The 13,292-nt window shown below is 58.0% G+C and carries 11 protein-coding genes; 7 read left to right on the forward strand and 4 right to left on the reverse strand.

Annotation, left to right across the window (positions count from 1 at the left end; genetic code table 11):
• Nucleotides 1–9: 9 nt before the first annotated feature.
• Nucleotides 10–798: a deaminated glutathione amidase gene (locus FE795_RS10615; RefSeq protein WP_131070655.1), complete on the reverse strand. Its 789-nt coding sequence runs from the start codon at nt 796–798 to the stop codon at nt 10–12.
• A 1,010-nt stretch (nt 799–1,808) separates the two neighbouring features.
• On the opposite strand from FE795_RS10615, the gene FE795_RS10620 reads away from it, so the two are divergent.
• The gene (locus FE795_RS10620) at nt 1,809–2,981 is read left to right on the forward strand and encodes an MFS transporter (protein WP_051010388.1); all 1,173 of its coding nucleotides are present in this window, start codon (nt 1,809–1,811) and stop codon (nt 2,979–2,981) included.
• Nucleotides 2,982–3,070: 89 nt separating this feature from the next.
• Here the strand turns inward: FE795_RS10620 and FE795_RS10625 are convergent, their stop codons facing one another.
• On the reverse strand, nt 3,071–4,267 hold the full coding sequence (locus tag FE795_RS10625; protein WP_003799374.1) for an MFS transporter: 1,197 nt from the start codon (nt 4,265–4,267) through the stop codon (nt 3,071–3,073).
• A gap of 96 nt (nt 4,268–4,363) precedes the next feature.
• Here FE795_RS10625 and FE795_RS10630 point away from each other — a divergent pair, with 96 nt between their 5' ends.
• The 3 genes from FE795_RS10630 (at nt 4,364) to FE795_RS10640 (ending at nt 6,661) form a co-directional block, all read left to right on the forward strand.
• A complete protein-coding gene (locus FE795_RS10630) occupies nt 4,364–5,128 on the forward strand; it encodes an AraC family transcriptional regulator (RefSeq protein ID WP_131070656.1) in 765 nt (254 codons plus the stop codon).
• Nucleotides 5,129–5,153: 25 nt separating this feature from the next.
• Nucleotides 5,154–6,356 carry a benzoate/H(+) symporter BenE family transporter gene (locus FE795_RS10635; RefSeq protein WP_131070657.1) on the forward strand — a complete coding sequence of 401 codons (1,203 nt, stop codon included), beginning with the start codon at nt 5,154–5,156 and terminating at the stop codon, nt 6,354–6,356.
• Nucleotides 6,357–6,472: 116 nt separating this feature from the next.
• Complete coding sequence (locus FE795_RS10640) at nt 6,473–6,661, forward strand: DUF3008 family protein (RefSeq protein ID WP_003799369.1); 189 nt, start codon at nt 6,473–6,475, stop codon at nt 6,659–6,661.
• On the opposite strand, the gene FE795_RS10645 is transcribed toward FE795_RS10640, so the two are convergent.
• Together FE795_RS10645 and FE795_RS10650 are read right to left on the reverse strand one after the other, a co-directional pair.
• Nucleotides 6,662–7,420, reverse strand: coding sequence for a LamB/YcsF family protein (locus FE795_RS10645; protein ID WP_003799367.1), 759 nt, complete (start codon nt 7,418–7,420; stop codon nt 6,662–6,664). It abuts the gene before it with no gap.
• A complete protein-coding gene (locus FE795_RS10650; protein WP_039942897.1) occupies nt 7,417–8,358 on the reverse strand; it encodes a LysR family transcriptional regulator in 942 nt (313 codons plus the stop codon). Before FE795_RS10650 ends, FE795_RS10645 begins: the two co-directional genes overlap by 4 nt.
• A 143-nt stretch (nt 8,359–8,501) precedes the next feature.
• On the opposite strand from FE795_RS10650, the gene xdhA reads away from it, so the two are divergent.
• From xdhA to xdhC, 3 genes are read left to right on the forward strand one after another with little or no spacing between them, the layout of a single operon-like run.
• Nucleotides 8,502–9,995, forward strand: coding sequence for a xanthine dehydrogenase small subunit (gene xdhA / locus FE795_RS10655; RefSeq protein ID WP_219234912.1), 1,494 nt, complete (start codon nt 8,502–8,504; stop codon nt 9,993–9,995).
• Nucleotides 9,995–12,322, forward strand: a complete 2,328-nt coding sequence (gene xdhB / locus FE795_RS10660; RefSeq protein ID WP_219234914.1) for a xanthine dehydrogenase molybdopterin binding subunit — start codon at nt 9,995–9,997, stop codon at nt 12,320–12,322. The genes xdhA and xdhB overlap by 1 nt, the downstream gene beginning before the upstream one ends.
• Entirely contained in the window at nt 12,319–13,287 is a 969-nt protein-coding gene (gene xdhC / locus FE795_RS10665; protein ID WP_059318853.1) for a xanthine dehydrogenase accessory protein XdhC, read from the forward strand. Before xdhB ends, xdhC begins: the two co-directional genes overlap by 4 nt.
• The last annotated feature ends 5 nt before the right edge of the window (nt 13,288–13,292 follow it).

Below are 13,292 nucleotides of genomic sequence, written 5' to 3' on the forward strand. Positions count from 1 at the left end.
CCCCGCTCGTCAAGCCAGTTCAGGCGGTGCAAAGCGACGGTTTTCCAGAACAGGCAAAATACGGCGGGCGTAAGCCAGACGCTCCCGATCAAGATCCACCAGCAACAAGGTTGGCGTCTCCGCCGCCTGCGCCACGATCACACCCAATGGGTCTACCACCAGACTTTGACCAATATTGCGTTCACCACATTCACCGACAGCCACCATATAGGCTGTATTTTCCAAAGCACGAGCTGTCGTCAGCACTCGCCAGTGATGCTCTTTCAAGGGCCCTTTGAGCCACGCCGAAGGTGCCAGCAACACCTGCGCCCCCTCGATGCACAAGCGTCGGGCCAGCTCGGCAAAGCGCAGATCATAACAAGTCATCAAACCCACCTTGAAACCGGCCACCTCGATCAAAGCGGGGATCTCGGTACCCGGCTGCACATAGCGCGACTCTTGCACCGAAAACGCATCATACAAATGCAGCTTGTTGTAATGCGCCACGACCAGGCCATCACGCAAGACCACCAGCGTATTCCAGACCTTGCCCTCACTGGCAGGGGTATGAATACAAAACACCACCGTAAGGTCAGTATCACGGGTCGCGGTCCGCAGTCGGCTGACAAACTCACCGTCCAGTGTTTGGGCCGATTTCAGCACCAGCTCCGGGTCGGCCACATTTCTCGCCAGAACCCCTTCCGGCAACACCAGCAACTGCGCCTCAGAGCGCAATGCCTGTTCGATCAGCCCCAGACAGGTATTCAGGTTCTCCTGGGAATCTTTGGATACGGCCATCTGGCCCAATGCAACTTTCATGATCACCTCCTTGGCTGTGCGGCCTGATCGATTCTAACGCAGCCGTCGCCTCTGAGCAGGCCGGACCGGGGCCCGAACGCCCCTCACCCTATCTGCTACCCCGCTCCAGCCGCGCTTTTTACCGATGGCTGGCCCCAGGTCCACAAGGAGTGCGCCATGCTGCGCGAACCTCCACAGCAGACAAGCCCCCCCATGAGCTCCTTGACGTGCTCATAGGCCTCCCAGCGCAGGGGGACCATGCCCACCTTTCAAACAGAAGCGAGCATGCGTGCCAGCGAATTAATTGCTCTCTCATGCAGCATGGTTAAAAAAACACATCTCAATGAGATATAAAATTTATTCATGCCTTAAATAAGATAAAAGAAATAACAAAGAAAAAATTTGACCTTATACCGAAAAACAGGCTGATCAGCTTAAACAGAGAATCAACTCAGCCAGCGACACGCTTTAATTCGTTAAATCCTTTACTCCTTTTACCAGCTTTTAATATGACCGGACATATTGTTTTTTATTTTCTACTGAGCAACATAAAAAGAACGAAAAAAAAAGAGTCTGGCGTAAGCATCCGCAGACTCTGTCATCCATACTGGGGCAGCGCCCCTTTCTAGGGCCAAAACGTGAGAACGCTGTTGCAGGCCGCTTTGCGCTTGAATAATCAATGAACTAATGATTGAAATTGAAAATAAATAGCATAAAAAAAACCCCCGATTTCTTGCAAAATCAGGGGAAAGCTACCACAGGAAAATGATTGGATACAAAAAACCCAATACCGTGATTCTATATAAAAAAAATAAAAAAATCAGCATACGTTGTTTAAGGCAGGCGCTATAGATCCTTAAATTAATTTGTGCTAGGACGTAGAGATAATTAAAAATTAGAAAAACGTATCTACTTCCGACCTTGGTAGACAGCTATTGAGCCGCGGAAAATCTTGAGTCCGCACCCGGGAGTACGCGACAATACCCGGTCAGGGACCTACCCTCCCTCCCTCTTGTTTTTCAGGCCTTATCTTGTCCTCCTCACATCCTTCCTTATCTGCACAACACGTTTTACGGGCCATCCTGGCTTTAGCCGTCGGTGGCTTTTCCATCGGGACTGGCGAATTCGTCATCATGGGGCTCTTGCCTGATGTGGCCCGGGATCTGGGCATCAACATCCCGACCGCCGGCCATTTAATCAGTGCTTATGCCCTGGGCGTGGTGATCGGCGCTCCGGTACTGGCCGTACTGGGCGCGCGCTGGCCTTGGCGCCGCCTGTTGATTGCCTTGATGGCCGCTTACGCAGTGGGCAACTTCCTGACGGCAATTGCCCCCTCTTATGGCACGGTATGGGTCACCCGCTTCCTGGCCGGCTTCCCCCATGGCACCTACTTTGGTGTCGCCGCCCTGGTCGCTGCCCGCCTGGTCGCCCCCCATCGCCGGGCCCAGGCTGTCGCCTACGTAATGTTGGGCCTGACGGTGGCCACCTTGCTGGGCGTACCCATCGCTACGGCGCTGGGTCAATGGCTGAGCTGGCAGGCAGCATTCATTTTCGTCAGCGTGATTGCCGTGCTGACCATGGCGCTGATCCTGCGTTTTGTCCCGTTTGTCCCTGCCAATACCCTGGCCAGTCCTTTACGGGAACTGGGTGCCTTAAAACGCAAGCAGGTCTGGTTGACACTGGGCATAGGGGCCGTTGGTTTTGGCGGTATGTTCTCGGTGTTCAGTTACGTCAAATCCACATTAATGGACTTGGCCGGCTTGTCTCTGAGTGCCATCCCCATGGTGCTGGCCCTGTTCGGTCTGGGCATGGTGCTGGGGAATCTGCTGGGTGCCCGCTATGCCGATCGCCATCTGGATCGTAGTATCCAACTGGTGTTGATCTGGGCCAGCGGCGTCCTGCTTTTATTTATGTTGACCGCCCATCACCCTGTTCTGGGCTCACTGAACATCCTGCTGATCGGCACGATGGTCGCCTTGGGGCCTGCCTTGCAAATTCGCCTGATGGATGTAGCCGGGGACGCCCAGACCTTGGCAGCGGCCCTGAACCACTCTGCTTTCAATCTCGCCAACGCACTGGGAGCCTGGTTGGGCGGTCTGACCATTGCAGCTGGCTGGGGCTGGACCTCCACCGCCTGGGTAGGCGCACTGCTGGCGCTAGGTGGTTTGGCCTTGCATACCCTTTCGCTGCGCATCAAGGACTGAGTAGATGGCCCCCTGGACCGCACGCATCTGCCAAGGGGCTGTTTTTTCATCTCTTCCTAACACTGAGCTGCGTGACGCCCCTGACAGCATCAGAACGTGCGGGGCACTGCTGGACGAGCAGCCAGCCAACCCGCATAGGCCATACCGAAGCTGACCAGAATGCACAAACCCAAAGCCCAACCCCAGCCGTTAAACATGTCATGCAAGCCCCCCATGGCAGGAGGTCCAAAGGCGGCCAGCAAATAGCCCATGCACTGCGCCATGCCCGACAAGGAGGCGGCCTGCGAGGTAGAGGTGGAACGCACCCCGATCAAGGACAAGGCAATCAAGAAGACACTACCGCTACCAAAGCCAAACAAGACTGCCCACAGCGATGACCAGGACGGCAGGACAAGAAATCCCACAAAGGTCAGCGTCTGAAGCACGGCCCCTGCCAAAGCCACCACACGTTGATCATGCAAACGACTGAGTAGCGGCATCAAGAGCAAAGCCGGCACGGCGGAGGCCAGTTGCATCAAACCATGGATCTGGCCGGCATGATCGGGTTCAAAACCATAACTCACCAACATCACGGGCAACCAGCTGGCCACCATGTAGTAGGCCAAGGAATTCAAGCCCATATACAGCGTGATATACCAGGCTAGCGGCAAGCGCCATACCGGAGCGCCGGACGCCGACAGCGCGGGGGCATCTTGTGCGGCACGTCGGTCTGCACCCAGTTGCGTTGCCCACACTGCCACGCTGGCCAAGGCCATGATTCCCACCACAATCAGGGACGACCAACGCCAGCTTTGGCCCGTCCACTCGGCCATGGGCACCGCCAGAGCGGAATTGAACGCCGCTACCAAGCCCATGAACAAGACATACAAAGACGTGACAAGGCTGATGCGCATGGGGAAATGGCGTTTGACCAGCGACGGCAACAGCACATTGCCCAACGCAATGCCGACCGCCAGCAGACCAATACCCGCAAACAGCTCGCCTACCCCACCCAGAATGCGCAACACCACACCGGCGGCGATCAGCACCGAAGCGATAAACAAAGAACGAGACAGGCCCACCACCCGAGCCATGCCCGCTGCCAGCAATGAAATCACGGCAAAGATGAACAAAGGCATGGCAGTGAGCAGGCCGGCCTGCGTGGACGACAAAGACAAATCTGTCTGAATCAGGTCCAGCAAGGGCGCTATACCCGTAATCGGAGCCCGCAGATTGCCCGCAATCAGCAACACCCCCACTAATACCAGCATGGGGTGGGCAAACCAGGAAAAGCGAGAATGGGACATGAAAAACGACCAGTAGGTAAAAACCCTAGTCTATCGTTTTACCGCTTCGACGCAAACAGGATATTATGACAATTTATACCTCTAAACAGACAAACCATGAGTTTTAGCGCTGACCCGCAGGGAGGGCCTGTTTTCAGCATCAAGATGGCGATGGGCAGCACGACCGAAAATCCCCTGCATACCCATCCAAATGGCCAACTGATCATGACGCAATATGGCTCGGTGACCCTGCAGACCGACCAGGGCTACTGGATGGTGCCGCCCCTGTGCGCGGTCTGGGTGCCAGTGGGCATCCGGCACCGCGCCCGTGTTGACGATCAGGCCCTGATCCATTTTCTGTATATTGAGCCCGGCCTGGATCAACTGCCCGGGCACTGCTGCACCCTGCAGTTAAGTCCCCTGGTGCGGGAACTGATTATTCACCTGAGCGAGCTCAAGGCTGACTACGAGCTGGGCAGCCAGACCCATAGACTGGCTCTGGTACTGCTGGAGACCTTGAACCAGATGCCCACCCGCCAGCTGCACGTTCCCGTGCCGGAAGACAGGGTGTTGCAAACAATTGCCCAGCACATGCTCAAGCAGCCTGATTCACGCCCCACCATGGCCGACTGGGCTCAAGAACTGGCTATGAGCGAGCGCACCCTGGCCCGACATATGCTAAAACACACAGGGATGAGCTTTGGGCGCTGGCGTCAACAATTCATGATCATGCTGGCCTTGCAAAAACTGGGTTCAGGCATGTCTGTCAAAAGCACTGCCAGGGAGTTGGGTTACACCTCGATCAGTGCCTTTATCAGTGTTTTCAAATCCATTGTGGGCGAGACCCCCAGCCGCTACGTAGGCCAGAGCCCATCCTCTTAAGCCCCCTTACCCTCAACACACATCCATGACCTCCACACCTCTGTCCCGCACCGGATATCTGCATCGCTTATTAAGTTGGTTTCAGATCTCTCACCTGTCGGCGGGACTGATCGCCGTGCTGGTGGGCTACACCAGTTCCGCGGCCATTGTTTTTCAGGCGGCACAGGCGGCCGGGGCCAGTACAGCCGAACTGGGCTCCTGGATGTGGTCCTTGGGTATTGGTTTGGGCCTGCTGTCGGCAGGCCTGTCTTTGCGCTACAAAATTCCCATTCTGACGGCCTGGTCCACGCCCGGCGCGGCCTTATTGGCCACCGGACTGGTGGGGCTGCCCATGTCCCAGGCCGTGGGAATTTTTCTGTTTTCCTCCTTGCTAACCGCCATTTGCGGCCTTAGCGGCAGCTTTCAAAAGCTGATGCACTACATGCCACGCAGCATTGCCGGCGCCATGCTGGGCGGAATCCTGCTGCGCTTTGGTCTGGATTTGTTTGGCGCCATGCAGACCCAATGGCTACTGTGTCTGGGCATGTTCATTGTGTTTTTGACGGTGCGCCAGTGGTCAGCCCGCTATGCGGTCCCTCTGGCCCTGGTGGCCGGTGTCACCATCGCCGCGCTGCAGGGCCTGTTGAAAATGGAGATTTTGAGCTGGACGCCCGCTACGCCCGTACTGGTCTGGCCGGAGTTTTCCTGGACGGCCCTGATCGGGGTGGGCATACCGTTTTTCATCGTGACCATGAGCTCGCAAAACATTCCGGGCGTGGCCGTCTTGAAGGCCCATAACTATGACGCCCCCAACTCTACCGTCATCAGCTGGACGGGGATTGTGGGGCTGATCTTCGGCCCCTTTGGCGGCTACGCCTACAATCTGGCCGCCATCAGTGCGGCCCTGTGCATGACGCCGGAAGTCGATGCCGACCCAGGCCAGCGCTACCGCGCCAGTGTCTGGGCCGGTATTTTTTATATTGCCGCCGGTATTTTCGGCGCCACCGTGGTCAGCCTGTTTGCCGCTTTCCCCACGGAACTGATCGCGGCCATTGCCGGGCTGGCTTTGCTGGGCACCATAGGCAATAGCATTCACATGGCGCTGGAAGCCCCGGATACCCGTGATGCGGCCCTGGTCACCTTTTTGACCACCGCCTCGGGCATGAGTCTGCTCAATATCGGCAGCGCCTTTTGGGGTCTGATTTTCGGCATGGCTATCTATCTGATTCAGAAACGAAAAGTGTCCTGAGCGGGCTTTTCCCTCAGCCTCTGTTCAAGACGGCAAACAAGCCTCACATTTGCTTGCCTTGCCGTCTTTGCCATTTGGCACACTACAGACGTGACTCTTTTTTATGGAGGTGCGTTATGCCTGCTTTATCTCAAGCTCAACAAAAAGCCGCTGGAGCAGCCTTGTCCGCTAAGCGCGGGGAGACGCCTGTGTCCAGCTTGAAAGGAGCGTCTTTGGAGATGTACAACACCATGAGCGAAAAAGAGCTGGAAGAGCTGGCCAGTACCGACACAGCTCGTCGCAACCTGCCCGAACACAAAGCGTAATCAGACTGCCTGTACGCGGATGCCGCTTTGCGCAAAGGCTTGATGCAAACGCTGCGCAAACTCGGCAGCTCCTGCCTGATCGCCATGCAAACACAAGGTATCCGCTGACAATGACACGGTCTTGCCGGACAGGCTGGTCACTGTCCCTTGCTCGATCATCTGCATCACTTGACGTACCGACTGCTCCGCATCGGTAATCATGGCGCCAGGCTGTTGCCGCGGAGTCAGGCTGCCATCATCCTGATAGCTGCGATCGGCGAACACTTCCTGTGCCACCTGCAGGCCGGCATCGCGCCCGGCCTGCACCTGGACACTGCCCGCCAGGGCGTACAGGATCAGGCTACGATCAATATCGGCCACCGCCTGAGCGATGGCGCGGGCCAGTTGAACGTCCTTGGCGGCCATATTGTAAAGCGCGCCATGCGCCTTGACATGATGTAAGTGGGCTCCCTGGGTGCGGGCCACCGCGGCCAGCGCTCCCACCTGCACCACGACCAGGTCATAGACCTGCTCAGCCGTCACTGCCATCACCCGGCGGCCAAAACCCGCCAGATCCGGCAAACCAGGATGGGCGCCCAGCTTGACACCGTGCTTCAGGGCCAGGGCGACCGTCTTGCGCATGGTGCCCGGGTCCCCAGCATGAAAGCCGCAGGCGATATTGATGGAACTGACCCAGGGAATGACCTGCTCATCCTGGCCCATGACCCACGCCCCAAAGCTCTCGCCCATGTCGCAATTCAAATCTATGTTCAAGCTCATGCTGTTCCCTCGGATAAGCCGTCCAGCCGACCGGCAGCCTGGGCAATGCAACGCCGAAACCACAGCAGCTCGGCCGCATTGTGGGTGCGCGGATGCCACAGCTGATAGAAACGCATCAGCGGAAAATGGATCGGACAGGGCAAGACCGTAATCGGCAAAATGCGAGCATAGTACTCGGCAAATTGACGATTGGTGGTAAACACCATATCGGTACGACTCAAAATACCGGGCACCAAGCCGAAATACGGTACCACCATCTGTACCTGCCGACTGATCCCCTGCTCGGCCAGACAGCCGTCAATAAAGCCACGCTTGTCCGTGACATGGGCCGAGGGAGCCAGGTGCGGCATTTCCAGATAATGCTGCAAGGAAAGGCCACGCTGGGCCAGTGGATGATGGCGGCCCAGCATGCAGACCACCTCATCATCAAACAGACGCGCCAGATGCAGCTTTTCCGGGGGCTCCAGCCAATTGCCGATCACCACATCCAGCTCGCCCTCCTCCAGGGCCTGCACGTAATCCAGATCCGGGTTGATGGTATGGACCACCAGACGGGCCTGCGGAGCCTGGCGACGTACCCGCTCCGCGATATCCGGGATAAAAGCCCCGTCCAGATAGTCTGGCGCCCCCAGATTGAAAACCCGGGTAGACTGGCTGGGATCCATAGGCTCTGCGGCGGCAGAAATTCGCTCGATTGCTTGGAGGGCTTCCGTGGCATGTGCCAGCAAAAAGGGGCCGCGCTCGGTAGGCACCATCCCCTTTTTACCGCGCAATAAAATCGGGTCGCCCGTGATTTCACGCAAGCGCCGCAAGGCATTGCTGACGGCCGGCTGGGACATGCCCAAGCGGATGGCCGTACGCGAGACGCTGTGCTCTTTGAGCAGCGACTGCAATACCCGCAGCAAATGCAGGTCTAGTTGTTCTCGTAATTTTGGCATGATCAAAATAATACAAGCGCTGGCCCGCGCCGTTGATCCGTATAGACACTCATACGCCTATATAGTGAACATCATTCCAGGCAAATGTTCGCGTCCTAAGCAAATGCTATCTTCGATCCGTAAAAAACCAGTCGAGTGAGATCATGGAGACAAGACCAATTCGTTTTATTTATCGCGGCCAGGTACAGGAAGTGGCTCACGCCCCCACCACGCGAACCGTTTTACAGTACATCCGTGAGGATCAGCACTGCACCGGCACCAAAGAAGGCTGTGCCGAGGGTGACTGCGGCGCTTGCACGGTCATGATTGGCGAACTGGACCAGAACAATCAATTGCAATTGCGTGCTGTCAACGCCTGTATCCAGTTGCTGCCGACCCTGGACGGCAAAGTACTCTATACCGTTGAGGATCTGCGCCAGCAAGACGGCACGCTGCACCCCGTGCAACAGGCCATGGTGGACTGGCATGGCGCCCAATGCGGCTTTTGCACGCCCGGTTTCATCATGTCGCTGTGGGGCCTGTACATGGGCCACTCGCCTGAGGATGGTCCCGTCTCCCGGGCGCAAATCGACGATGTGCTCTCGGGCAATCTGTGCCGCTGCACGGGCTACCGTCCCATTATTGATGCCGCCAAGGCCATGCACAGTTACCCCGCTGTCAGTCTGGACCGCGCAGCCCTTGAAGACACCCTGCGTACCATCCGCCACAAGGACATGCTGGCCTACGAGTACCAAGGCCAGACCTTCCACGCCCCCCGCACACTGGATCAACTGGCCCAGTTGCGCGAACAGTATCCTCACGCCCGTATTCTGGCCGGCAGTACTGATATTGGACTGTGGGTGACCAAGCAATTCCGCGACTTGCCACATCTGATCTACATCGGCCAGGTGGCCGAGCTGCGTGAACTGAAACCCATCGAGGACGATCTTTACATTGGTGCGGGCGTGCTGCTGAACGACGCGTTTGACGCCCTGATCGAGGACCACCCTGAGTTGACAGAGCTGCGCCAACGCTTTGCCTCCTTTCCGATTCGCAACGCCGGCACGCTGGGAGGCAATGTGGCCAACGGTTCGCCCATTGGCGACTCCATGCCAGCCTTGATTGCGCTGCGTGCTCGCGTCGTGCTGCGCAAAGGCGCCGTCGAACGCGTCATGCCTTTGGAGGACCTGTATCTGGCCTACCAGAAGACCGCCATGGAACCGGGCGAATTCGTGCAAGGCCTGCTGGTCCCCCGTCACAAGGCCCAGTGGCAATTTCGCACCTACAAGCTGTCCAAGCGTTTTGACCAGGACATTTCCGCTGTCTGCGCTGCCTTTGCGATAGAGCTGGACGGCAAGACCGTCAAACAGGCCCGTATTGCCTTTGGCGGCATGGCCGCGACACCCAAGCGGGCCAGTCAGGCCGAGCAAGTATTGCAAGGCCAGGCGTGGAGCGAGCAAAACGTACAAGCGGCCATGCAGGCGCTGCAACAAGACTATCAGGCCCTGAGCGACATGCGTGCCAGCAGCGAGTATCGCCAGCAGAGTGCCGCCAATTTGCTGTACCGCTTCTTTCTGGAAACCCACCCTGAACACGCTTTGAGTCCCGCCCAGCTAAACGTCTTTCACCGAGCTCAAGCCAGCCTGGAGACTTTGTGATGAAAATTGACTCTATCGACCACCTGAATACTGCAAGCGCCCAGCGGGTGGGCGTGTCCTTCCTGCACGAATCGGCCGAGCTGCATGTCAGCGGCACCGCGGACTACACGGACGATCTGCCCGAGCTGCAAGGTACCGCGCATATTGCTCTGGGGCTGTCCGAACGGGCCCATGCCCGTTTGCTGAGCGTGGACCTGGACGCCGTGCGCCGCGCGCCGGGAGTCATTGCGGTTCTGACGGTTGCCGACATCCCGGCCGCCAATAATTGTGGCCCGATTCTGCATGACGATCCCATTTTGGCTGATGGCGTGGTGCATTACTTCGGGCAGCCGGTTTTCGCCGTTATTGCCAAGTCTCATGATCAGGCACGTCGTGCAGCCCGTCTGGGCCAGATCACCTATGAGGATCTGCCAGCCATTCTGACACCTCAGGAAGCCAAAGCGGCTCAGGCCGGCGTGCTTCCCGTCATGAACCTGAAGCAAGGCGATGCCAAAAAGGCTCTGGAAGCTGCACCCCATCGCCTGCAGGGCAGCTTTCAATGCAATGGGCAGGAACAGTTTTATCTGGAAGGCCAGATTTCCTACGCCGTACCCAAGGAATACGGTGCCGTGCATATCTGGTGCTCCACCCAGCACCCATCGGAAATGCAGCAACTGGTTGCCCACTGTCTGGGTATTGGCGCTCACAAGGTCCATGTGGAGTGTCGACGCATGGGCGGCGGTTTCGGTGGCAAGGAGTCCCAGTCTGCGCTATACGCCTGCGTGGCCAGTGTGGCCGCCGTCAAACTGCAACGTCCCATCAAGCTGCGCCTGGACCGCGACGACGACTTCATGATTACCGGCAAGCGTCACGGATTCTATTACGAGTACGACATTGGTTACGATGAGGACGGTCGCCTGCTGGGTGCACGCCTGGACATGACCGCCAACTCAGGCTTTTCCGCCGACCTGTCCGGCCCGGTAGCCACCCGCGCAATTTGTCACTTTGACAACGCCTATTACTTGTCCGATGTCGAGATGAGCGCACTGTGCGGCCGCACCAATACGCAGTCAAATACCGCTTTTCGCGGTTTTGGCGGCCCGCAGGGTGCCTTGGTAATGGAAGTGGCGCTGGACGCGATCGCCCGCCGTCTGGGCAAAGATCCACTGGATGTGCGCCGCATTAACTTTTACGGCAAGAAAGAGCGCAATGTCACGCCCTACGATCAGACCGTGGTCGACAATGTGATTCACGAGCTGGTGGCCGAGCTGGAAGCAAGCAGTCAGTACCGTGAGCGTCGTGAACAAGTCCGTGCATTCAATGCCAGCAGCCCGATCCTGAAAAAGGGTCTGGCGTTGACGCCAGTGAAATTCGGCATTTCCTTTAACGTGCCTGCCTTTAACCAAGCGGGTGCGCTCGTTCACGTCTATCGCGACGGCACCGTACTGGTTAACCACGGTGGCACAGAAATGGGGCAGGGGCTAAACACCAAGGTGGCTCAGGTGGTCGCCCATGAGCTGGGCCTGAATCTGGAGCATATCCGCGTTACGGCAACCGATACGACCAAGGTGGCCAATACCTCGGCCACGGCCGCATCCACGGGTACAGACCTGAACGGTAAAGCCGCCCAAGATGCCGCCCATCAGATTCGCCAGCGTCTGACGACAGTGGCTGCCCAGTTGTTCTCGGTAGAAGAATCCAGCGTGAAGTTCGAGCGTGGTCAAGTCCAGATCGGTGAGCAGACCATGCCCTTCTTCCAACTGGTTGAGCACGCTTACCAAGCCCGTGTCCAGCTGTGGTCCGACGGCTTTTACGCCACCCCTGGCCTGCACTGGGACTCCAAGGTCATGAAGGGCAACCCCTTCTACTATTTCTCCTACGGAGCGGCGGTCGCGGAAGTGCTGATCGACACACTGACGGGGGAGTCTCGCCTTTTGCGGGCTGATGTTCTGCACGATGTGGGCCGATCCATCAACCCCGCCCTGGATATCGGGCAGGTTGAAGGTGCTTTTATCCAAGGCATGGGCTGGCTGACGACTGAAGAGCTGGTATGGAATGCCCAAGGCAAGCTCACCACGCATGCCCCGTCGACGTACAAAATCCCGGCCATCAGCGACTGTCCCACCGACTTTCGCGTCAAGCTGTTCGACGGTTGCAATGCCATGGACTCGATTCATCGCTCCAAAGCCGTGGGTGAACCGCCTTTGCTGCTGCCATTTTGTGTCTTCAATGCCATTCGCGACGCCGTGGCCAGCGTGGGCAATAACCAAATCGAACCTGAGCTGAACGCACCCGCAACGGCGGAAGCCGTGTTGCGGGCAGTTACGGCGATTCGCGCTGCGAAATGAGTAACTGGCCCTCTCTTGCCCTCGCCCGTCTAAAAGCGGGCGAGCGGCTGGTGCTGTGTTCGGTGGCGCTGGCCAAAGGCTCCACGCCGCGCACGACAGGGACCGTCATGCTGTTCAGCCAGACGGAACAATGGCTGACCATTGGTGGCGGGCATCTGGAATGGGTGGCCGCCGAGCAGGCTCGTGTCTTGCTCGGCCAGCCGGGCGGACCGACCTGGAGCATGAGTCGCCTGCCGCTGGGCCCCAGTCTGGGCCAATGCTGTGGCGGTGTCGTTACCTTGTTGTACGAAACCTTGGACACGGCAGATCTGGACTGGCTGGAGGCGCTGGACGGAACCCTACGCGCCGGGCAGGCCGTCAGTCGCCGCTCTCGGTTACGGCCAGATGGCAGCAAGCTGGTGGATATCCAGTGCCCGTCTCTCGTCGACGAGTCCCGACTGGATTACGACGGCTCCCAAGGCGTCTGGCTGGAAGACCTGCCCCCCGCTCCTCTGACCATTTTGCTGTTTGGAGCAGGACATGTTGGCGAGGCGCTGGTGCAGATCCTGGGCACCCTGCCCTGCCGGGTTCTGTGGATTGACGAACGCCCCGAACTCTTTCCCGCCCAGGTTCCCGACAACGTCAGCCTGGAAGTGACGGATATCCCCGATGCCCTGATCGAACAGGCTCCTGCCAATAGCTATTTTCTGGTGATGACGCATAATCACGGCCTGGATCTGGCGCTGTGCCAAAAGATCTTGCGCCGCCCCGATACCGCCTATGTGGGCTTGATCGGCTCCATGACCAAACGCCGTCAGTTCGAGCGCCGTCTGCAACAACGCGGCATGCCCGAATCCCGGATTCAGGACCTGGTCTGCCCCATCGGCATGCCCGGCATCAACGGCAAGGCCCCGTCGATTATTGCCGTGGCCGTCGCCGCGGAATTGCTGGCCCACGCCTACGCAATGGGCCGGCTCAGTCGCTGAGGCGA

It is taken from the genome of Alcaligenes ammonioxydans, from assembly GCF_019343455.1.
Classification (GTDB): Bacteria; Pseudomonadota; Gammaproteobacteria; order Burkholderiales; family Burkholderiaceae_B; genus Alcaligenes; species Alcaligenes ammonioxydans.